Annotated in this window: 24 protein-coding genes; 8 read left to right on the top strand and 16 right to left on the bottom strand. The window is 38.4% G+C overall.

Annotated features, from left to right (window positions below):
* The first annotated feature begins 3 nt into the window (after positions 1–3).
* From aprB to ACMAZA_RS07970, 4 genes are all read left to right on the top strand, one after another.
* Positions 4–474 carry an adenylyl-sulfate reductase subunit beta gene (aprB, locus tag ACMAZA_RS07955; RefSeq protein ID WP_435188523.1) on the top strand — a complete coding sequence of 157 codons (471 nt, stop codon included), beginning with the start codon at positions 4–6 and terminating at the stop codon, positions 472–474.
* Complete coding sequence (gene aprA, locus ACMAZA_RS07960) at positions 474–2,309, top strand: adenylyl-sulfate reductase subunit alpha (protein ID WP_435188525.1); 1,836 nt, start codon at positions 474–476, stop codon at positions 2,307–2,309. The genes aprB and aprA overlap by 1 nt, the downstream gene beginning before the upstream one ends.
* 96 nt (positions 2,310–2,405) lie before the next feature.
* The gene (locus ACMAZA_RS07965; RefSeq protein ID WP_435188527.1) at positions 2,406–2,756 is read left to right on the top strand and encodes a hypothetical protein; all 351 of its coding nucleotides are present in this window, start codon (positions 2,406–2,408) and stop codon (positions 2,754–2,756) included.
* 9 nt (positions 2,757–2,765) lie between these two features.
* Complete coding sequence (locus ACMAZA_RS07970) at positions 2,766–3,236, top strand: FKBP-type peptidyl-prolyl cis-trans isomerase (protein ID WP_435188529.1); 471 nt, start codon at positions 2,766–2,768, stop codon at positions 3,234–3,236.
* Positions 3,237–3,280: 44 nt separating this feature from the next.
* On the opposite strand, the gene ACMAZA_RS07975 is transcribed toward ACMAZA_RS07970, so the two are convergent.
* The 6 genes from ACMAZA_RS07975 to efp are packed head-to-tail and all read right to left on the bottom strand — an operon-like array spanning position 3,281 to position 7,307.
* The gene (locus tag ACMAZA_RS07975; protein WP_435188530.1) at positions 3,281–3,766 is read right to left on the bottom strand and encodes a metallophosphoesterase family protein; all 486 of its coding nucleotides are present in this window, start codon (positions 3,764–3,766) and stop codon (positions 3,281–3,283) included.
* A 2-nt stretch (positions 3,767–3,768) separates the two neighbouring features.
* The gene (locus tag ACMAZA_RS07980; RefSeq protein WP_435188532.1) at positions 3,769–4,965 is read right to left on the bottom strand and encodes an argininosuccinate synthase; all 1,197 of its coding nucleotides are present in this window, start codon (positions 4,963–4,965) and stop codon (positions 3,769–3,771) included.
* Positions 4,962–5,357: a DUF2914 domain-containing protein gene (locus ACMAZA_RS07985; RefSeq protein WP_435188533.1), complete on the bottom strand. Its 396-nt coding sequence runs from the start codon at positions 5,355–5,357 to the stop codon at positions 4,962–4,964. The genes ACMAZA_RS07980 and ACMAZA_RS07985 overlap by 4 nt, the downstream gene beginning before the upstream one ends.
* Positions 5,358–5,807, bottom strand: a complete 450-nt coding sequence (locus ACMAZA_RS07990; RefSeq protein WP_435188535.1) for a YcgN family cysteine cluster protein — start codon at positions 5,805–5,807, stop codon at positions 5,358–5,360.
* Between the two features lie 40 nt (positions 5,808–5,847).
* On the bottom strand, positions 5,848–6,735 hold the full coding sequence (epmA, locus tag ACMAZA_RS07995) for an EF-P lysine aminoacylase EpmA (protein ID WP_435188537.1): 888 nt from the start codon (positions 6,733–6,735) through the stop codon (positions 5,848–5,850).
* Positions 6,736–6,746: 11 nt separating this feature from the next.
* Positions 6,747–7,307: an elongation factor P gene (gene efp, locus ACMAZA_RS08000; protein WP_435188539.1), complete on the bottom strand. Its 561-nt coding sequence runs from the start codon at positions 7,305–7,307 to the stop codon at positions 6,747–6,749.
* A gap of 175 nt (positions 7,308–7,482) precedes the next feature.
* Between efp and sucC the strand changes: the two genes are divergently transcribed.
* The 3 genes from sucC to ACMAZA_RS08015 are packed head-to-tail and all read left to right on the top strand — an operon-like array spanning position 7,483 to position 10,683.
* A complete protein-coding gene (sucC, locus tag ACMAZA_RS08005; protein WP_435188541.1) occupies positions 7,483–8,643 on the top strand; it encodes an ADP-forming succinate--CoA ligase subunit beta in 1,161 nt (386 codons plus the stop codon).
* Positions 8,640–9,506, top strand: a complete 867-nt coding sequence (gene sucD, locus ACMAZA_RS08010) for a succinate--CoA ligase subunit alpha (protein ID WP_435188542.1) — start codon at positions 8,640–8,642, stop codon at positions 9,504–9,506. The genes sucC and sucD overlap by 4 nt, the downstream gene beginning before the upstream one ends.
* A 28-nt stretch (positions 9,507–9,534) precedes the next feature.
* Positions 9,535–10,683 carry an MFS transporter gene (locus ACMAZA_RS08015; RefSeq protein WP_435188544.1) on the top strand — a complete coding sequence of 383 codons (1,149 nt, stop codon included), beginning with the start codon at positions 9,535–9,537 and terminating at the stop codon, positions 10,681–10,683.
* Here the strand turns inward: ACMAZA_RS08015 and queA are convergent.
* From queA to ACMAZA_RS08050, 7 genes are all read right to left on the bottom strand, one after another.
* Positions 10,672–11,694, bottom strand: coding sequence for a tRNA preQ1(34) S-adenosylmethionine ribosyltransferase-isomerase QueA (gene queA, locus ACMAZA_RS08020; RefSeq protein ID WP_435188545.1), 1,023 nt, complete (start codon positions 11,692–11,694; stop codon positions 10,672–10,674). The two genes, ACMAZA_RS08015 and queA, sit on opposite strands and share 12 nt — an antisense overlap.
* Positions 11,681–12,415, bottom strand: coding sequence for an RnfABCDGE type electron transport complex subunit B (locus ACMAZA_RS08025; protein ID WP_435188547.1), 735 nt, complete (start codon positions 12,413–12,415; stop codon positions 11,681–11,683). The genes queA and ACMAZA_RS08025 overlap by 14 nt, the downstream gene beginning before the upstream one ends.
* A complete protein-coding gene (locus ACMAZA_RS08030; RefSeq protein ID WP_435188549.1) occupies positions 12,415–13,500 on the bottom strand; it encodes a M24 family metallopeptidase in 1,086 nt (361 codons plus the stop codon). Before ACMAZA_RS08030 ends, ACMAZA_RS08025 begins: the two co-directional genes overlap by 1 nt.
* A gap of 178 nt (positions 13,501–13,678) precedes the next feature.
* Complete coding sequence (locus ACMAZA_RS08035; protein ID WP_435188551.1) at positions 13,679–14,449, bottom strand: ferredoxin--NADP reductase; 771 nt, start codon at positions 14,447–14,449, stop codon at positions 13,679–13,681.
* 101 nt (positions 14,450–14,550) lie between these two features.
* The gene (locus tag ACMAZA_RS08040; protein ID WP_435188553.1) at positions 14,551–14,754 is read right to left on the bottom strand and encodes a DUF2061 domain-containing protein; all 204 of its coding nucleotides are present in this window, start codon (positions 14,752–14,754) and stop codon (positions 14,551–14,553) included.
* 25 nt (positions 14,755–14,779) lie between these two features.
* Positions 14,780–15,220 (bottom strand): DUF934 domain-containing protein, encoded by a 441-nt coding sequence (locus ACMAZA_RS08045; protein ID WP_435188555.1) that lies wholly within the window; start codon positions 15,218–15,220, stop codon positions 14,780–14,782.
* Positions 15,213–16,850, bottom strand: coding sequence for a nitrite/sulfite reductase (locus tag ACMAZA_RS08050; protein WP_435188556.1), 1,638 nt, complete (start codon positions 16,848–16,850; stop codon positions 15,213–15,215). Before ACMAZA_RS08050 ends, ACMAZA_RS08045 begins: the two co-directional genes overlap by 8 nt.
* A 143-nt stretch (positions 16,851–16,993) precedes the next feature.
* Here ACMAZA_RS08050 and ACMAZA_RS08055 point away from each other — a divergent pair, with 143 nt between their 5' ends.
* Positions 16,994–17,464, top strand: a complete 471-nt coding sequence (locus ACMAZA_RS08055; RefSeq protein WP_435188558.1) for an Lrp/AsnC family transcriptional regulator — start codon at positions 16,994–16,996, stop codon at positions 17,462–17,464.
* An 8-nt stretch (positions 17,465–17,472) separates the two neighbouring features.
* Here the strand turns inward: ACMAZA_RS08055 and ACMAZA_RS08060 are convergent, their stop codons facing one another.
* The 3 genes from ACMAZA_RS08060 to folP are packed head-to-tail and all read right to left on the bottom strand — an operon-like array spanning position 17,473 to position 20,402.
* Entirely contained in the window at positions 17,473–18,207 is a 735-nt protein-coding gene (locus tag ACMAZA_RS08060; RefSeq protein ID WP_435188559.1) for a TSUP family transporter, read from the bottom strand.
* 48 nt (positions 18,208–18,255) lie between these two features.
* Positions 18,256–19,590 carry a phosphoglucosamine mutase gene (gene glmM / locus ACMAZA_RS08065; RefSeq protein ID WP_435188561.1) on the bottom strand — a complete coding sequence of 445 codons (1,335 nt, stop codon included), beginning with the start codon at positions 19,588–19,590 and terminating at the stop codon, positions 18,256–18,258.
* Between the two features lie 2 nt (positions 19,591–19,592).
* On the bottom strand, positions 19,593–20,402 hold the full coding sequence (gene folP / locus ACMAZA_RS08070) for a dihydropteroate synthase (RefSeq protein WP_435188562.1): 810 nt from the start codon (positions 20,400–20,402) through the stop codon (positions 19,593–19,595).
* Positions 20,403–20,411: the final 9 nt, after the last annotated feature.

The raw sequence follows: 20,411 nt of genomic DNA on the forward strand, positions 1-20,411 counted from the left end.
ATTATGCCAACTTTTGTATACATGACTCGATGCGATGGATGTGGACACTGTGTAGATATCTGTCCATCAGATATTATGCACATCGATAAAACGATTCGTCGTGCTGTTAACATAGAACCAAATATGTGCTGGGAATGCTACTCATGTGTAAAAGCATGCCCACAAAACGCTATTGATGCAAGAGGTTATACTGATTTTGCACCTCTTGGACACAGCGTCAGGGTGCTTCGCGAAGAAGAGAAAGGAACAATTTCTTGGAAAATTAAATTTAGAGATGGAAGAGAGAAAAATTTCCTCTCTCCAATAACAACTCAACCATGGGGTGAGAAGATTCCTAAACTTGGCGAACTTGAAGTTCCTGATCAAGAAGCTTTAGACTCTCAGTTATTGTGCTTTGAGCCAGATGCGCTTAATGTTGAGACAGGTTTGCCTGTAATCAGCAAGGACAAGCTTAAAGAAGGAGTTTACTACTAATGGCAAAGAGAAAAACTGTTTGGGAAGATTGTGACATCCTAGTCGTTGGTGGTGGTATGGCTGGTACTGGTGCAGCATACGAAGCAAGGTACTGGGGGCGTGATATGAGAATCATTTGTGCTGAAAAAGCCAATATTGATCGAAGTGGAGCTGTTGCTCAAGGTTTATATGCTATCAACTGCTACATGGGTATGCAGTGGGATGAAAACCAACCTGAAGACCATGTGAGATATGCAAGAAATGATCTAATGGGATTGGTTCGTGAAGACCTCGCTTTTGACATGGCTCGTCATGTTGACTCTGCAGTCCATAAATTCGAAGAATGGGGACTACCCATAATGAGAAATGAAGAAACTGGTCGTTATCAGCGTGAGGGTAAATGGCAAATCATGATTCATGGTGAGAGCTATAAACCAATCGTAGCTGAGGCAGCTCGCAATTCAGTAGATAAAATTTACAATAGAATAATGGTTACCCATCTTTTGATGGATGAATCTAAAGAAAATAGAGTTGGTGGTGCGGTTGGATTTAACTGTCGTACTGGTGATTATCATGTTTTCCGAGCAAAAGCAGTCATTGTTGGAGCTGGTGGTGCTTCTCATATCTTTAAGCCAAGATCAGTTGGTGAAGGTATGGGTAGAACTTGGTATGCCCCATGGAGCAGTGGATCAGCATATGCGTTACCAATTCAGGTTGGTGCAAAGATGACACAGATGGAAAACCGAATTGTATTAACTCGTTTCAAGGATGGATATGGTCCAGTTGGAGCTTATTTTCTTCATCTTAAAACTTATACTCAAAATACCTATGGTGAAGAATATGAATCCAAATGGTATGAACACACTAAGGCAATGGTTGGAGAATATATTGATCATACGCCGACTCCAACCTGCTTAAGAAACCATGCATTCATCGAAGAGGTTAAAGCTGGTAGAGGCCCAATCCATATGGTTACAATGGAGGCTTTTCAAGACCCACATCTCGAGGTTATTGGATGGGAAAACTTTTTAGGAATGACTGTAGGTCAAGCTGTTGTTTGGGCATCTCAAAATATTGATCCTAAGTATACAAATCCTGAGTTAACTACCTCTGAACCTTATGTAATGGGTTCACATGCGACCTGTTCTGGAGCATGGGTAAGTGGTCCTGAAGATATCTCGCCTCCAGAATACTTCTGGGGCTATAACCGAATGCTTACTGTTGAAGGTCTATTTGGAGCAGGTGATACTGTTGGTGGTACAGCACATAAATTCTCATCTGGCTCATTTACTGAAGGCCGAATTGCAGCAAAAGCTGCGGTCAAGTACATTCAGGATCTTGGTGATGAAAAAATTCAGGTCAGCAACAAGCAGTGTGATGACCTTAAAGAAATTATTTTCAAGCCTCTGGAAAACTACACAGTTGGTCGTAATGAGATTACAGCTGGAACAGTTTCACCAAGTTACTTGCTACCAATTCAAGGACTTCAACGCCTTGAAAAAATTATGGACGAGTATGTTGGTGGTATCAGTGTTAATTATATGACTAATGGTAATCTTCTTAAAAAGGGTATCGAGTTATTGAGCATTCTTCAAGAAGACTTGGAGCACATTGGTGCTGAAGATTTACATCAACTAATGAGAGGATGGGAACTGAAGCATCGGACGATTACTTCAGAATGTGTTGCACAGCATACCCTATTTCGTGAAGAAACTCGCTGGCCAGGATATTACTACAGAGGGGATCACATGAAATTAGATGATGACAATTGGCATTGTTTAACTGTTTCTAGACGTGATCCTAAATCTGGCGAATGGACAATGGAAAAAGCACCGCTCTACCATATAGTTGATTAATCAGATATCTGAAATGATTATAATTGAGGCCTCTTTTGAGGTCTCAGTTGTTTTAAAAAACAATATCTTTGCAAACATAATTTAAAGGTTAAATAAATGAATCTAATTGAAAAATCTGATCAGGAAATTCTAGAAATTGCTGAGCCAATGTGGGATGATCTCGTTGAATCTTCAAACAAAAGAGACTACCTAGGTTTTATAAAGCACTTTTCAAAAGAGATGTTAATGGGCGCCAATGAAATTGAAATTGGTAAGCAATGGACTAAAAATAAAGTACTTTCAAGTTTAGCTATTGAAAGAGAGTTTTTAGGGTGCCTTAGAAGGGGTGACTATATTACGATCTTATACAAACAAACCAGTATCGAAGTCCCAGGAGAGTTTTTGGGAAGACTGGTTTTAGGTATTGAGGAAGATGAAGTTAAAATTTTTGGCGCCACAATTTTTTAAGATATTTGTATGGCTGATACAATTTCTACCAATAAGTTCGTCGAATTAACCTACAGGATTGTTGATAAATCTAATGGTGAAGTCATAGAGCAAGTCGAAGATCCTCTGGGTTATGTTCAAGGAGACAACACATTGTTATTTAACCAAGTCACCAAAGAGCTTGAAGGGAGGTCTGTTGGTGATGAGGTTGAAATACTTTTAACAGCTGAAGAAGCGTTTGGTCCAAAAATTCAAGAATTAATTTTTACTGATGACATCAATAATGTTCCACTTGAGTATAGATATATTGGCGCGACGGTTACGATGCAAAATGATAAGGGTGGAACCAAAGACTTTATTGTCTCTAATATCGAAGATGGAAAACTGACTATTGATGGAAATCATCCATTAGCTGGCAAGGATATTATTTTCTATGTTGAGGTTTTATCGATCCGCGATGCTACAGCTGATGAAATTATTGAAGGTGGCTCTATAGAGTAATTTTTATTTCCAGTGAGAGATATAAAGCAAGTTTGTTCCAAAAATTAAAATATATCATCAAAAATCTTGGGCTCAATAACCCAGTCTCTTTCACTTTTTATAGTTAGCTTTAAACATTTAGCAGCCCCATAGTTGCGGGTTTTCCCAGCTGAACCAGGATTCACAACCCAAGTGGATTGATCCTTGTCAATAACCTGTTTGTGCGTATGACCATAAACAATCACTTTGGCATTTGGGTAGGCCTCTCTTAAGGAGTCATGGCTTGGCTGAATGTGTCCATGCAGATGTCCATGCTCTATAGCAATATTTCCACCAGGAAGATCTAATAATTCAACCTCTCCAAGAGAAGTAATATGAATATCATTATTCCCCTTTACTGCAATCATTCTCTGTTTGGGGTTAAGCATCTCTAAAGAAGTTTCATCGACGATATCTCCTGCATGAATCACAAAATCACATGCATTCATGAGTTTGATTATCTCAGGATGAATCACCCCATGGGTATCAGAGAGGATGCCTACTTCTATCACTACTACTGGAGAGATTTTAGTCTTAAGCGGAGTGCATTTAGCTTGATAAAGCCCTCAGCATCTTTTTGATTATAGGCTCCTTCATCATCCTCAAAGGTTGCTATTTTTTCACTGAATAAGCTATTCTGTGATTTCCTGCCCACAACTGATACACTTCCTTTATACAACTTGACTCTGACTTCACCGGAGACATTTTCCTGAGAGGCATCAATGGCGGCCTGCATCATTTCGCGCTCTGGAGCAAACCAAAAACCGTTATAAATTAATTTAGCATATTTCGGCATTAGCTCGTCTTTAAGATGGGCGGCCTCACGATCCAATGTTAACGATTCTATTGCACGATGCGCTTTTAGCATGACGGTTCCAGCAGGAGTTTCATAACATCCTCTGGACTTCATTCCAACAAAACGATTTTCAACAATATCGAGCCTTCCTACCCCATGAGCACCAGCAAGTTGATTCAATTCTTCCATGACTTTGGCTGGTGACAAAGACTTACCATTGACTGCAATGATATCGCCTTTTTCATAAGTTAATTCAACGTATTCTGGCTTATCGGGAGCATTTTCTGGTGATTCGGTCCAGCGCCACATATCATCCTCAGCCTCCTGCCATGGGTCCTCTAGAATATCTCCTTCATAGGATATATGAAGAAGATTTGCGTCCATCGAGTAAGGAGATTTTTTTGACTGCTTTTTATAATCAACTTCGATATTGTTTTTCTCAGCATAATTCATCAAACTCTCACGTGAGGATAAATCCCACTCTCGCCAAGGGGCAATTATTTGGATATCTGAATTAATAGCGTACGCGTTGAGCTCAAACCTGACTTGATCATTACCTTTACCAGTAGCCCCGTGAGAGATTGCATCTGCACCAACCTCTTCTGCAATCTCAACCAATCTTTTAGAAATTAAAGGCCTTGCAATTGAAGTACCCAATAAATACTCGCCCTCATAAATAGCATTCGCTCTGAACATTGGAAAAACGAAATCTCGTGCAAACTCCTCACGCAAATCCTCGATATATATTTCTTTAATGCCCATAGCTTGAGCTTTTAATCGAGCCGGCTCAACCTCTTCACCTTGACCAATATCGGCCGTAAAAGTAACGACCTCACAGCTGTAAGTGTCTTGAAGCCACTTTGCGATAATACTAGTATCCAGCCCACCCGAATACGCTAATACAACTTTTTTCATTCTTTGTTTATGTAGTTAAATTCTTTTTTAAAAAATACTTCATCCTTCGAGTTAAGCACTTCAACTGTCCATTCTCCAAGCCAAGTAGGCCATAGATTTTTTGATGACCAAACTCTCCATCTTGGACCGTTGACATTAAAATCAATTTCTGCCATTACTTTATTATTGTAAATCCAGCGATGTTTAACTCTCTGACCTTGTAGGTTGCGGATATTTGTAAAAAAATAGATTTTACCGAAAGAATTGTCAAGCTCTTTAATAATATTGAGTGGCGTTCTGTCTTTGACCTCTAAAGCGAACTCTGCATTTGAGATATTTTCGTGGGGCCAATCTGATGCTGAAACATTAAATGAAATAATTAGGCAAGAAATTATTGCAATGATTTTATTCATCTATTCCACCCAATGAATAATATGTTCGAATAATTGATCTTCCTTGATTTCATTATCTCTGTATGTTCTCCCTCTAACTGAAATACCTGCAAGATGAACACTTTGTTTATTGCCGCTGATAAGAGGGTGCCAATCATACAAGCTCTTTCCTTCATATAGTAACCGATATGCGCAGGTTGATGGCAGCCAATTAAACTTTTCTTCCCAATTCGGGGTAATACTCAAACAGTCAGGGACATATTTTTGTCGATCATCATAATGAGGACAAGAACAAGTTTCCTCATCAAGATATTGACACGCAACATCTGTAAAGTAGATATCGCCTGAGGTATCATCTTCAAACTTGTGTAGACAACACCGGCCGCAACCGTCGCAGAGTGACTCCCACTCTCGCTCACTCATCTCCTCTAAAGATTTACGCTCCCAAAAAGGTCTATTTGATGCATCCAAAGTATTTTAAGGCTTTAAATTAAGCAAGGTTTGACTTCAATTATAAACTCAAAGAGGCGAAGAGTCTGTCAATCCCGATTGCAACACCTGAGCAAGCAGGGAGCCCATCTTTTAAGTCATCTAAAAAATCTTCATCTAAAAAATCGGTAAATTTTGAAAGGCTTTTTCTTTTATTAATCTCTGTTTGAAACCTATCACGATACTCATTTGAGGTCTGAATTTCTTGGTAACCATTCGCGATTTCAGTGCCATTTATGTACATTTCAAAACGATGTGCAACAGGCCCATCTATTTGCGCCAGTGCAGCCTGCTGCCATGGAAAATCATAGATAAAGCATACCGGAATACTTTTCAGTTTTGGCTCAACAAGATGAACAAAAAGAACCATCTGCATATCTTCTATCCATTCATAATCTGAGCTAAGGTCATGGGATTCTAAAATAATTTTTAGAGCTTCAAAATCAGAATTTAATATATCTATCCCTGCAAAATCAAAGAATGCTTGAGCATAAGACATCTTTTCAGCTTTGCCATCCTTACCGAGCGCAATCAATAATTCTTTGAGCTCCTCTATTAATTGCTGCATATCAAAACCCACTCTATAAAACTCTAGCATTGTAAATTCATTAGAGTTAATTCTTCCAAACTCATTATCACGAAAGACCTGGCAAATTTGAAAAATATCACCGCTACCTTTAGAGAGTAGGCGCTTCATTTCTAATTCCGGTGAGGTGTGCAAATAGAATTTTGAGGATTTTGATAGAGCCTGATTGACTGAAACTTCAATACTATCGATATATACGTCAGTTGTTGGAGTGGTTAAAAGAGAAGGAGTGACAACTTCAACAACATTGCGCGAATAAAAAAAACTCCTAATATTTCTTATTAGGTTTTGATGATTTAAAAGTTTTTCTTTTAAATTAGACATTTAGGCAGTAATTAGGCACGCCCAGTATATTCATTCGTCCTTGTATCAACTTTAACTTTATCACCAATAGCAACAAACAAAGGCACTTGAACTACGACTCCAGTATTGAGCGTAGCAGGCTTTCCTCCTGTTCCCGCAGTGTCACCTTTTAGACCAGGGTCTGTATCAATCACCTCAAGAGTTACATGATTAGGTGGAGAAACAGAAATAGGGTTATTGTTCCACAAGGTTACTATGCAGTTATCTTGCTCAACGAGATAGTTTAATGCTGTTCCCATGGATTCTTTTCCAACATCAAATTGCTCAAAGGATTCCGGATCCATGAAGTACCATTTTTCTCCATCAGAATAAAGATATTGCATCTCCAATTCCATGACATCTGCAGCTTCAAGAGATTCACCAGATTTAAAAGTTTTTTCTAGGGTCTTTCCAGTTATTAGATCTTTAAACTTAACTCTATTAAATGCCTGTCCTTTTCCAGGTTTAACAATTTCATTATTGACAATAGAGCATGGATTTCCATCAAGCATTAATTTCAAACCATTTTTAAACTGACTGGTACTGTAATTCATAATGTATTAATCCTAAAATTTATTTATGACATGAATTTAATCATGAATTGGTATTTTAATAAGATAGTTCAAATAAATTTCATAATTTAAAGAAACAACCCAATAAAATCAAGATTTCAATCTAAGAATGATAAAATGTGTGACCTTATATTTTAACCCGAAGTAATTTAATTATATGCACATACATGAATACCAGGCGAAAGACTTATTTAAGAATAATAATATCAAAGTTCCAAACTTTGTTGTTGTGTCTAGCGCTAAAAAAACAGCTCAGGCTTGTGAAAAACTAGGAGGATTAGTTTGGGTTGTCAAAGCTCAAGTTCATGCAGGAGGAAGAGGTAAAGGTGGCGGCGTCATAGTTTGTAAAGAGATAAAAGACGCTGTAAATGCCAGTAAGAAATTACTCGGTTCAAAATTAATCACTCCTCAAACTGATTCAAATGGTCAGCCAATCAATGAGGTTATTATTGAAGCAGGCCAAGATATTGCTAAAGAATTATATTTAGGTTTGCTTGTTGATAGGGGCTCAGAACGAATTACAGTCCTGGCCTCAACTGAAGGTGGGATGGATATTGAACAGGTCGCCTCTGAGACGCCTGAAAAAATAATCAAGAAAAAAATTGATCCACTTGGCAAAATCACTCTCGAGGATTGCATAGAGATTGCCAACAAGCTTAATTTAGATGCTTCACTTCACAGTCAATTTTCCCAAACATTGGTGGGTTTATTTAACATTTTTACTGAGCATGATGCCAATCTCATTGAAATCAACCCACTCGTCATTACTGGTAACAACGAAATAATAGCGCTTGATGGCAAAATCGATTTTGATGATAATGCACTCTATAGAAATGAGTCAATCTTAGCACTTAGAGATATCGCGCAGGAAGATGAAAGGGAAAGAAGTGCAAGTGAATATCAATTAAATTATATTTCTTTAGATGGAACTGTAGGCTGCATGGTTAATGGGGCAGGACTTGCTATGGCAACTATGGATTTAATTGAATACCACGGCGGCTCACCTGCGAATTTCCTTGATGTTGGTGGAGGGACAACCTCTGAGAGAGTGGCAAAAGCATTCGAAATTATTCAAAGTGGTGATAACGTTAAAGCAATACTAGTCAATATTTTTGGTGGTATCGTTCGTTGCGATCTCATCGCTAATGGCATCCTACAGGCAATTGAAAAAGTTGGTTTATCACTTCCAATTGTTGTGCGTCTGGAAGGCACCAATGCTAAGGAAGGGCTTGAAATACTTAATGAAAGTCAATTTGAAATTATTACTGAGGCTGACTTAACGAAAGCAGCACAACAAGTTGTGGAGATGGCCAAATGAGCGTGCTAATTGATAAAAAAACAAAAGTAATTTGCCAGGGATTTACTGGAAAACAAGGTACATTTCACTCAGAACAGTCTATTGCATATGGAACTAATTTCGTTGGAGGTGTTACTCCAGGCAAAGGGGGTCAAATTCATTTAGCAAAGCCAGTATTTAACTCTGTCAAAGAGGCTATGAATGAAACGGGTGCTAATGCTACAATGATTTATGTTCCGCCTAGATTTGCATACACCTCTATCGTTGAGGCTATTGAAGCTGATATTCCAGTCATAGCATGTATCACTGAAGGAATACCTGTTCAAGACATGATCAAAGTTAAAGCGATCATTGCTGATAGCAACTCGAGACTCATTGGTCCTAACTGCCCGGGCTTAATTACTCCGGACGAATGCAAACTTGGAATCATGCCAGGCAATATTCATAAAAGCGGAAGTGTCGGAATCGTTTCTAGGTCCGGAACTTTAACTTACGAGGCTGTCCACCAAACCACACTTGTAGGGCTCGGTCAAAGTACGTGTATTGGAATTGGAGGGGATCCAGTTCAGGGCATGAATTTTATTGACTGTCTGAAATTATTTGAAGCTGATGAAGACACTCACTCCATAGTCATGGTCGGTGAAATTGGAGGAAGTGCTGAAGAAGAAGCAGCAGAGTATATCAAATCAAATGTCACTAAGCCTGTTGTATCATATATTGCAGGGCTCACTGCTCCAAAAGGAAAAAGAATGGGGCATGCTGGAGCAGTAATAAGTGGCGGCTCTGGTGATGCAAAAAGCAAAATTAAAGCTCTTAATGATGCTGGTGTCAGTGTTTCACCAACACCTGCATTAATGGGTCAGACGTTACTTCAAGCCTTATAATTGAGTTCACTCAATCATTTAAAGCTGGATGAAAATTTTTAAAAATAGCCGGTTTGCAGTTTCATTAATTTTCGCTATCAATGGTATGGTATTTGGTACTTGGGCCTCCAGAATTCCAGCCATTGTCGACTTTCATGATTTATCACCCGGCTCCTTAGGTTTATTAATTTTCTTGGCTGGACTTTCTGCAGTCATTGCTTTTTCTATATTTGGGAGGGCTGCAGATCGATATGGAGCTGCCTTCATTACCAAAAGAGCAACCCTGCTTCTTATCCCACTCACGTTAATATTTATCGCATACGCAAACTCAATATGGATGTTGGTATTTGCTGTTATCTTTTTTGGAACGATCCATGGTGGCGATGATGTTGCCATGAATGCATGGGCTGCAGAGGTTGAAAGGGAATACGCTCGCCCAGTGATGTCTTCTTTTCACGCAATGTGGAGTCTTGGTGCTGGAATTGGTGCTGGGCTTGGCTCCTTATTAGCCTTTTATGAAGTAGGATTTAAAAATCATTTTAGTCTCATCTCGACTATTATTTTTGTTTTAGCTTTGAGTGCTGCATTTGTTCCTTTTGAATCTCAAAAAAATAAAAAAGAGGCTAATTCACCTTTCATTTCAATACCAAAAGGGTCTTTACTCCCTGTAGCAACAATTACCTTTTTTGCATCCTTGAGTGAGGGAGCTGTCGCTGACTGGAGTGCTATTTTTCTAAAAAGCGTTGCATCATTGAATGATGGGAATGCTGCTTTAGGATTTACAGTGTTCTCCGTCTGCATGTTTTCAATGAGACTATTGGGAGATAGAATATCATTTATTCTAGGACCTGCAACTGCTGCGCGTTACTCTGGACTCGTTGCGCTTACTGGCTCAATTATATTGCTGGTCTCAGACTCTTTCTTATTATTACTTTTGGGTTTTGGACTCATTGGATTGGGAATAGCGGTAATCATTCCGTTAGCTTTTTCGCGAGCAGGTAATGACGAAACTATATCTCAAGGAACTGCTATAGCAAGCATTGCAACTCTTGGCTATGGTGGGATGCTCCTTGGTCCATTGTTTCTTGGGCTAATTGCAGAGATTACATCAATAAAGACTAGCTTTTTAATTCTACCCATTATGGCATTCTTTATATTTATTCTATCAAAACACCTTTCAATTAAATCAGAAGTCTAATTTTTTCTCAAGCAACATAGCGTCGCCATAACTGAAGAAACGGTACTCCTTATCAATTGCATACCGATAAGTTTGATGCATTTCTTCAAATCCAATAAAGGCAGAGACCAGCATGAGCAGTGATGACTTTGGCAAATGGAAGTTTGTTATCATCGCATCAACAGTCTGAAACCTGAATCCAGGATATATAAAGATATCTGTATCTCCTTTTTGACTTTTTAGCTCACCACCTTGAGATGCTGACTCAAGGGTTCTCACTGCTGTCGTTCCAACGGCAATTATTCGCCCACCCTTCTTTTTTGTATGAATAATTTTATCTACTGTTATTTGATCAATTTCAAATTGCTCGCTATGCATTTTATGGGTCTCAATATCATCAACTTTGACGGGCTGAAAAGTTCCAGCACCAACATGCAACGTTACAAAAGCATGATCTATACCTTCCTTTTTAAGATTAGTTAACAACTCCTCATCAAAGTGAAGTCCTGCAGTCGGGGCAGCTACAGCCCCATCATTTTTCGCATAAACCGTTTGGTATCTTTTGGTATCTTCTTCTGAATCTCCTCTCTCAATGTAGGGTGGCAAAGGAATGTGGCCAATTTGATCCAGCGTTTTTAGAATTGTATCGCCCTCAAAATTGACCCTATACATCCCATCATGTTTATCAACAATTTCAAGGCGAGTATTATTTTCCAGAGTAATAAAACTTCCGGGCTTTGGAGATCTGCTAGATTTAATCATTACCAACGCAGAAATATCATCAATCAATCGCTCAACTAATACCTCAACTTTGCCTCCAGACTCTTTAAATCCAAAAAGTCTTGCCGCTATAACCTTTGTATCATTAAGTATGAGTAAGTCGTTAGGTCTCAAGAAGGAACTGAGCTGAGAAAAATGACTATCAATGAACTTATCACTTCTTACTAATAGTCGTGATTCAGTTCTCTTGGAGCTTGGATATTGGGCAATCAGTGACTGTGGCAAGTCAAAATCAAAGTCACTTAATTGCATTACTATTCTTAGATTTTTTTATGCGCTGCATTGCTGCTTGAATTTTTTCTTTTTGTGCCTTGTCTTTTGCCATTTTTTCTTTCAAAGCAATTGTTCTAGATTTTAATAATTCATCTCTCTCACGCTTATCTCTTTCCAAACGGGCCTGATGAAACTGATATCTTTCTCTTGAGTTATCTCGGATTGACCTCTCTAAAATCTGCCTTTGATTAAGTGCATCATTAAATTGAGCTGAATCTTTGTAGGGAATTTTTTGAAGTGGTTTAGATTCAATCATATCTATACAATCTACTGGACAAACTGGGAGACATAAATCACAACCCGTGCATTCTTTGGCAATTACCTGGGTCATAACTTTTGATGATCCAACAAAGGCATCTACTGGACAGGCTTTAATGCAAAGTGTGCATCCTATGCAGGCTTTTTCATCAACAATGGCGACTCTCCTTGGCTTTGTTTCGCCATGAGTTTCATTTAATGGAAGGGATTGCCGACCTAAAAGTTCCGCTAAAGCATCGACTCCATCTTGACCTCCAGGTGGGCATTGATTAATTTCTGCTTCACCACTAACAATTGCTTCTGAATAAGGCTTGCAACCATCAAAATCACACTGGGTGCACTGCGTTTGGGGAAGAACCGCATCTATCTGTTCAGCTAAAGACTTTCCCTCTGCTTTTGCGTCATTACCTAAGCCTAATAGTATTAGATAATTCTCATTCATTAGCTTAAAAAATTTGTTTTTCTGGATAATTCTGAGAGAATTTCAGGACCATCGGATCTTAAGATTACTATCTCTTCTAGCCTAACCCCAAATCTACCTTGCAGATAAATTCCTGGTTCAATTGAAAAGACCATCCCCTCATCTAATACAACCTCAGAAGTTGCAGTAATATATGGAGGCTCATGAATATCAATACCAAGGCCGTGGCCAGTTCGGTGCACAAAATAGTCGCCATAGCCAGCTTCGGTAATTACGCCTCTGGCCGCAGCATCAACCTCTTTAGCCATAACTCCAGGCTTCGCAGCCTTCATAGCAGCTTGAACAGCACGTTCTACAATAGCGTGAACTTCATGATACTCTTCTGGTGGCTCACCAAGGACTGACATACGAGTCATGTCACTTGGAAAAGTACCTTTTCGTCCACCAATATCAATCAACACAACGTCGCCATATTGTACTTTTCGATTCCCAGTATGATGATGCGGAAAAGCACCATTGGGACCAGAACCTACAATGCAAAATTGAGGTTTTGCTCCTTCTGAAATGAAGTGTTTGTTGATTGCCTCACCAATTTCGAGTTCAGTTACGCCTTCTTTAATTGCTGCAAAACCAGCCTGCATTGCTCTATCATCAATGAGGGCATTTTCTTTAAGGTTTGCATACTCGTTATCATCTTTTCGCATTCTGAGCGCACCAATCGTAGAGTTAGTAAACTCATAGGTCGGCTTTGGCAATGCATCGATAAGTATCAATGCAAAGTGAGAACGCATTGCTTCATCTATCGCAATGTGTTTTGCATTTGACGAGCCAGTAAATGAAAGGGCTTCATTTAGGGCTATATCAGGTCCATTTTCATCTTTCCAGCTAAACATTTTGATATCAGAGCGTTTCATTGCATCCTCTGCATTAACGGAAGGCATCAGGAAGGCATCATTTTCAAGTCCCATCAATAACATGCAAGGTCTTTCATCTGGAGAAGGGTTGAATCCTAATAACCATTTCATGTGAGTTCCAGGACCAAGAGCAATTAAATCAACATGGTTTTCTTTCATAAGAACACGAACAGAGTCAAGTTTGCTTTGCATTGAATACTCCTCACTAAAATAAATACGATAGAAATTATAAGCCTCTTAAATTTTTTTGGGGTCTAATATATTTGAGATTTTTTGGAGAGGTTGGCATATCCAACTGAATACACTTTGAGAACTATCTAATCTAGCTCAATGAAAATTTTACGAGCGATCTTAGATTTATTCTATGAACTTAGGATTCAACAAATGCTCGTTCAATGACAAAGTGCCCTGGATTAACATTTCGAGCTTCAATAAAACCTTTAGATTCTAAAATAGCTACAAAATCTTTGAGCATGCTTGGACTTCCGCACATCATAAAGCGATCATCTTCCAGGGTTGGATGGGGCTGATCTAGATCTAGGAATAACTTGCCACACTCCATTAATGTAGTCAAACGACCGTTGTTTTTATAAGGTTCGCGTGTTACAGTTGGATAATAGATGAGTTTCTCACGAACCATTTCGCCCAAATATTCATCATTTGGAAGAATATTTTCAATGTAGTCAGAATAAGCTAACTCAGACACCTCTCGAACGCCATGAGCCAAGATAATTTTATCAAATTGATCATAAATCTCAGGGTCCTTAATAATGCTCATAAAGGGTGCAAGGCCTGTACCGGTTGCAAGTAAATAAAGATTTTTTCCAGGAAGCATATTATCAGGAACCAAAGTACCTGTGGAGCGCTTTCCTACTAAAACTTCGTCACCGACTTGAAGGTTTTGAAGCTTTGAGGTAAGCGCACCATCCTGAACTTTAATACTAAAAAATTCAAGTTCAGGCTCATGATTAGAGCTAGTGATACTGTAAGCGCGCATTAAAGGACGCTCATCAGATGGAAGTCCAATCATTGTGAAATGACCATTCTTAAATCGATAACCAGGATCACGAGTAGTGCGAAAGCTAAATAAGTTCTCATTCCAATGATGCACGTGCGTGACGCGCTCAGTCATTACTGACATATAAACCCACCTTTAAAAATAATTCTAAAAAACATATTCTTTAAAAAATCGACAATATTATACCCTTAAATGATTGACCTAAAAAAGACCGCATCTGGGCATTAATTTCTACCAAATGCAAATTTATTCCAAGCCCTTTCATGAAAATAATATAGAACCATTTTGGTTAATACTTCTATTGAGCCAATTGCTGCAGCTATCTTAAAACTTCTGGTAATGACATATGAAATTAACATCGTGTCGCAAGAGGCTAGTATTCTCCAAGAAATGGATTTTCCAACTGACCTAGTTTTATTTTCATTCATCTCTAATGTTCTATTATTTAAAGAATTAATATTGCAAGTTTAGTCCATGATTATTTGCAGCAGCTTGATAGCACATGCTAAATCCCTTAGAGTAATCCTCTTCATTACTACCCTGGTATGAATCTAATAATTGATAGCTTGTAACACCAGACCTAATCATAAATTGCAATTGATCAAGATGAGCATTGATGCCAATAATCTCACCACCATATTGCCATCTTTTACTCAGAAAATACGCTTGGGTATATCCTCTACCATCATCAAAATTGCTGAAATCTAAAGCTATCAATTCAATAAACTCAAGCTGGTCTTTAATCAAATAAATATCATCTTTAGGCTCTATGATTATGCCAACACCTAATCTCGAGTGCCTTTCTGGACTTTCTATCCATTCATCAAATGAAACAAGAGGAATTTGTTCATAATCTCTATTAATTAGACTTTTAGGGTTTTGAATCTCATCCATACACCTTCTCCTTGAATGGCTCAATACCAATTCGCTTAAATACATCAGTGAATTTTTCTTCATTCTGACGCTGATCAATGTAAACATTTACAATACTTTCAACTGCATCAACAATTGTTTCACTGCTGACTGATGGTCCTAATTTTTTTCCTATGTTGGTCTCATGAAGCGTCTCACCAGCAAGCGTTATTTGGTAATATTCCTCACCTTTTTTCTGCATACCCAGTAAACCAATATCAGCTATGTGATGGTGAGCACATGAATTCTCGCAACCAGAAATATTAATTTTTAAATCTCCGATATCTAGGAGCTTATTCATATCGTTAAATCGCTCTTGAACTCTTGTTGCAATTGGAATGGAGACAGCTTTTGCGAGATCGCAATAATCTCTACCTGGGCAAGCAACAATTTGTGCCAGCGTCCCTTCATGTGGACTAGCTAGGTCATTTTCTTCTAATGATTTCCACAAATCAAAAACTTGGTCTTTTCTGACAAATGGAAAAACCATTGTTTGTCTTTTGGTTGTTCTGATCTCACTTGAGCTATATTGATCAGCAAGTTTTGCAAGGATTCTCATCTGCTCTGATGTCGCGTCACCAGGAGCTGATCCTAGTTTTGTTAGAGAAATATTTACAATACTAAAACCAGGAGTTTTATGATTTCGAACGTTATTTTTCTTCCAAATACTGTAATTGAAATCAACCTTATCTTTAAACCCATCAAGATTAATAGGCTTGATTGGTAATGCAAAGTCCTCTTGCAAACTCCCAAGCTCTTTAAGGTTCAATTTAAGATCCGGATCATTCTTAGTTTGCTGCCAATCCTCATCAACTAATCGAGAAAACTCTTCAGCTCCTAGCTCACGAACTAAAAACTTAATGCGTAGTTTTTTTTGATGATCACGTCGACCTTTCAAGTTATAAATTCTCATTGCAGATTCAAGATAACTAAGAATGTCCTCGATTGGAACAAACGAAGCTGTTTCTGGAGCAACCATTGCTGCAGCCCCTAATCCGCCTCCTACATAAACACTAAATCCTAACTCTCCTTTTTTATTTTTTACAAGCCTAAGACCAAGGTCATGGATTCTTAAAGCAGTTTCATCAAGTTTTGCGCCATTGATTGCAATTTTGAATTTTCCAGGTAGCCATGAGAACTCCGGATGAAGATTAAACCAGCGTCTGATGAGTTCACAGTATGGCCTTGCATCCTCAATCTCACCTTCAGTGAGTCCAGATAAAGGATCAGCGGTGATATTTCGAGTTGCCTTGCCACTAGTTTGAATGGCGTGAAGCCCTGCCTCTGTTAAATCTCTTAACAAGTTTGCAATTTCAGGTAACTGAATCCAGTTAAATTGTATATTTTGTCTTGTTGTGAAGTGGCCAAACCCTCTGTCATATTTATCTGCAACATCTGCAAGTGCTCTAAGCTGGTTAGAGCTCAAGATTCCATAGGGGATAGCAATTCGTAGCATGTGAGCGTGTAACTCCATGTAGAGTCCATTTCTGAGCCTCAAACTTCTAAACTTGTCTTCATCCAATTCACCCGATAAATAACGATTTAATTGCTTTTCAAATTGATCAACTCTCTCTACTAAAAACTGCTTATCTTTTTCGCTATATTTGTACATTTCAGAAACTATTTAAAATATGGTGGAAATTATAGTAAAATATTCTAAATAAATTATATTTAAGTAATAAAAAAGCAATTTTTTCTATTTTAATATCTATTAAAAGAAAAATATTATATTATTACCCTTTTTACTATAACATTATGGATGCTATTGACATTAAACTACTAAAGCTGCTCCAAAATAATGCAGAGCTAACAATTCAGGAGTTATCTGCTGAAGTACACTTATCAACCACTCCTTGCTGGAAAAGAATCAATCAACTAAAGGATAATGGCTACATCAGCAAAACGGTGGCTTTAGTTGACAGAAAAAGGGTTGGTTCAAATGTTACTGCAATGGTAGCGGTGACTGTAACCAATCATAATCAAGAAAGAATCAGTCTTTTTGCAGAAATCATTAAAGAGATTCCGGAAGTAATCGAATGCTATCGAATGAGCGGTGAGACGGATTACCTTCTTAAGGTTGTGGTCAAAGACATTGAGAGCTATGATAATTTTTATAAAAACTTGATTGAGAAAGTTCAATTTCTCAAAGTGACTTCAAATTTTGCCATTGAAGAAATTAAAAGCACTACTGAAATCCCATTGACAGCCATGGAAAAAATTCCCTAACTTTGAGTTCAAGTAAAAACTTTTGTTAACCCCGCTATACATATTAATACTAAAGCACCGCCCATCCATCTTTTAAATATAGTGTCATTTTCAATGACTCGATCGTGGACCTTTAAGCCGACAAAATGCCCAAGTGCAGCAACAGGAATCAGCATCAAAGAAAACTGCCAGTTGATATAAACATCAACTATTACAAAGGCACTCATCTTAATCATGACTAGGAGAAACCATAGGACGAAAAGGGTGTTTCTAAGTTTTTTGATATCAATGTTCTGCATGTAAACTGCTACTAGCAGTGGTGCGCCATTTAACGATGTTCCTGAAATATACCCCCCTAGAATGAGTAATAGGCGACTGGCCCAGCCTTCACTAGATGCAATTTTAAAATTCATAACCCAAGTTAGGGCGTAAAAGAAAGTAATCGAATATACAATGATGGTCATTACTGTTGGAGGTAAACTAATCAGTCCAATCACTCCTACAACTTTAGCTGGCAATATCCAAGGAAGCGACTTTTTGAAGTATTTCCAGTCAACAGTATCTAATTTGTTGGCTAGGGCAATTCCAGAAAAAAAGAGTAAATGAATGCCGATGATGGGTAGCCAGTCTATTGGTGATCCTTTGACAAGCATTAGGAGTGGAAGTCCTAGGACTGCTCCACCAAAACCAAGCCCTGTTCTTACAAACCCAATCCACACGAAAATGAGAGAAATAAATGCTATTTCAGTTGTTGTAAGTACCATAATATCGAATGATGCCTTATGGCATAAAATATTGTAATTACTTTGTAATTACATTGATTGAATGATCTTTGCTAATTCCTCTGCTGATTCCTTGGCAAGGCCATAATTAGAACTCTCTACCATAACTCTAACTAAAGGCTCAGTTCCTGACTCTCTGACTAAGACGCGTCCAGTCTTTGATAATTTTGACTCAACTGAATTGATTGCTTGAGATAATTTTGACTCTTCCTGAAGATTGACCTTTGTATCTGTTTTAACATTGATGAGTACTTGAGGGTATTTCGTCATTTTGCTTTTAAGCTCTAATAGGGTCTTCCCAGTCTTAGACATAACCTCTAGAACCTGTAATGCAGCAATAATGCCATCACCGGAGGTTGATTTGTTTAGACAAATAATGTGGCCTGAGCCCTCACCGCCAAGAACTGCTTTATGCTCAATCAATTGATCCATAACATGTCGATCACCAACATCTGCCTCAATAAAGCTAACGCCGATTTCAGCAAAAGCTAACTGGATACCTAAATTAGTCATTTTAGTACCAACGACTTTATTTGATTTTAAATCACCACCCGCTTTCCACGCATTAGCAATAATAAAGACTAGTTCATCGCCATCGACTTTTTGGCCTTTATGGTCCACCATAATGAGTCTATCTCCATCACCGTCAAAGGCTATACCAAGATCGGCATTATTTTCTAACACCTCTTTTTGAAGATGTTTGGTATCTGTTGCCCCACAATCACGATTAATGTTGTAACCATCTGGAGTATTATTAATCATTGATACTGATGCACCTAGCTCACTAAAGACATCCTCAGCAATGTGGTATGTTGCTCCGTTAGCGCAGTCAATAATAATTTTTAAGTTTGATAAATCACAGGACTTATCAAATGTGGACTTACAAAATTCAATATACCTACCTAAAGCTTGTTCATAGCGCCTTGCCTTACCAATTGATGCAGAACCTACACTGGACATTGGCATTGAAATCTTTTTTTCAATTGCTTTTTGAGTTTCATCATTGAGTTTCACACCCTTACTTGAAAAAAACTTAACGCCATTATCTTGATATGGGTTATGTGATGCACTAATAACAACTCCGGCGGAAGCACTAAATGCCTGAGTTAGATAGGCAATAGCTGGAGATGGCATAGGTCCAAGCATGCCTACATTGACACCAGCCGATAAAAAACCAGCCTCAAGAGCTGACTCAAAAAGATAACCCGAAACTCGCGTATCCTTTCCAATAATGACGCTCGGATTTTCATTTTGTTCTTTCAAAACTGAGCCAACTGCCCACCCAACCTTTAGTAAGATATCGGCCGTGATTGGAGACTTACCCACTTCACCACGAATGCCATCAGTTCCAAAAAAATTACTCAAAACTACCCCCTAAAATATTTAATTTGTTGCCATACCTTTAAAGCGTCATTTGTTTCTGCAACATCATGCACTCGTATTATGTTTGCTCCATTCTCAACAGCAATCAATGCCGCTGTTACGCTTCCAATCATCCTCGAGTCAACGTCTTTATCACCAAGCAAGGTCCCTATCATTGATTTTCTTGATAGTCCAGCTAGAATAGAAACACCGAACTCATGAAACTCTGAGAGATTCTTGAGCAGAGCTATATTATGTCCTAAATTCTTTCCAAAACCAAATCCAGGATCCAGCGTGATAGAGCTGAGCTCTATTCCTGCCCTTTCACAAGCATTGATTCTTTCTTTAAAGAAACTCTTAATATCTCCAACGACATCAGCATAACTTGGGTTACTTTGCATTGTTCTTGGGTTGCCCTGCATATGCATCAGACAAACATCAACTTTAAGCTTAGCTGCCATTTCCAAAGCGCCCTCTGCCCTAAGCGCATTGACGTCATTAATAATATTAGCACCTGATGAAATAGCTTGCTCCATCACCTCTGGCTTGGAAGTATCTATTGATATAGGGACATTAATTTCCTTTGTGAGCGCTTCAATGACTGGGATAACCCTTTCAAGCTCATCATTTAGACTGACAGCTGATGCTCCAGGTCGGGTAGATTCACCACCAATGTCAATTATTCCAGCACCATTTTCGACCATCGATTTAGCTTGGTCTATCGCTAAGTCTGAATCAAAAAATTTACCGCCATCAGAAAAAGAATCGGGTGTTACATTGAGAACACCCATAATGATTGGCTCACTGTGATTCATTATTAAAGC

Origin of the sequence: Pseudothioglobus sp. nBUS_23 (genome assembly GCF_051201565.1) — a bacterium.
Taxonomy (GTDB): domain Bacteria; phylum Pseudomonadota; class Gammaproteobacteria; order PS1; family Pseudothioglobaceae; genus Pseudothioglobus.

Bases quoted from the DNA above. Each gene is read 5' to 3' on its own strand.
- ACMAZA_RS08060 (WP_435188559.1), bottom strand. From the start codon at position 18,207: ATGGTACTTACAACAACTGAAATAGCATTTATTTCTCTCATTTTCGTG.
- ACMAZA_RS07985 (WP_435188533.1), bottom strand. From the start codon at position 5,357: ATGAATAAAATCATTGCAATAATTTCTTGCCTAATTATTTCATTTAAT.
- folP (WP_435188562.1), bottom strand. From the start codon at position 20,402: ATGAATCACAGTGAGCCAATCATTATGGGTGTTCTCAATGTAACACCC.
- ACMAZA_RS08035 (WP_435188551.1), bottom strand. From the start codon at position 14,449: ATGTCAGTAATGACTGAGCGCGTCACGCACGTGCATCATTGGAATGAG.
- ACMAZA_RS08025 (WP_435188547.1), bottom strand. From the start codon at position 12,415: ATGAATGAGAATTATCTAATACTATTAGGCTTAGGTAATGACGCAAAA.
- ACMAZA_RS07965 (WP_435188527.1), top strand. From the start codon at position 2,406: ATGAATCTAATTGAAAAATCTGATCAGGAAATTCTAGAAATTGCTGAG.
- queA (WP_435188545.1), bottom strand. From the start codon at position 11,694: ATGCAATTAAGTGACTTTGATTTTGACTTGCCACAGTCACTGATTGCC.
- ACMAZA_RS08045 (WP_435188555.1), bottom strand. From the start codon at position 15,220: ATGGATGAGATTCAAAACCCTAAAAGTCTAATTAATAGAGATTATGAA.
- aprA (WP_435188525.1), top strand. From the start codon at position 474: ATGGCAAAGAGAAAAACTGTTTGGGAAGATTGTGACATCCTAGTCGTT.
- ACMAZA_RS07980 (WP_435188532.1), bottom strand. From the start codon at position 4,965: ATGAAAAAAGTTGTATTAGCGTATTCGGGTGGGCTGGATACTAGTATT.
- ACMAZA_RS08055 (WP_435188558.1), top strand. From the start codon at position 16,994: ATGGATGCTATTGACATTAAACTACTAAAGCTGCTCCAAAATAATGCA.
- aprB (WP_435188523.1), top strand. From the start codon at position 4: ATGCCAACTTTTGTATACATGACTCGATGCGATGGATGTGGACACTGT.
- efp (WP_435188539.1), bottom strand. From the start codon at position 7,307: ATGAATTACAGTACCAGTCAGTTTAAAAATGGTTTGAAATTAATGCTT.
- ACMAZA_RS07970 (WP_435188529.1), top strand. From the start codon at position 2,766: ATGGCTGATACAATTTCTACCAATAAGTTCGTCGAATTAACCTACAGG.
- ACMAZA_RS08040 (WP_435188553.1), bottom strand. From the start codon at position 14,754: ATGAATGAAAATAAAACTAGGTCAGTTGGAAAATCCATTTCTTGGAGA.
- ACMAZA_RS08015 (WP_435188544.1), top strand. From the start codon at position 9,535: ATGAAAATTTTTAAAAATAGCCGGTTTGCAGTTTCATTAATTTTCGCT.
- ACMAZA_RS08030 (WP_435188549.1), bottom strand. From the start codon at position 13,500: ATGCAAAGCAAACTTGACTCTGTTCGTGTTCTTATGAAAGAAAACCAT.
- epmA (WP_435188537.1), bottom strand. From the start codon at position 6,735: ATGTCTAATTTAAAAGAAAAACTTTTAAATCATCAAAACCTAATAAGA.
- sucD (WP_435188542.1), top strand. From the start codon at position 8,640: ATGAGCGTGCTAATTGATAAAAAAACAAAAGTAATTTGCCAGGGATTT.
- ACMAZA_RS08050 (WP_435188556.1), bottom strand. From the start codon at position 16,850: ATGTACAAATATAGCGAAAAAGATAAGCAGTTTTTAGTAGAGAGAGTT.
- sucC (WP_435188541.1), top strand. From the start codon at position 7,483: ATGCACATACATGAATACCAGGCGAAAGACTTATTTAAGAATAATAAT.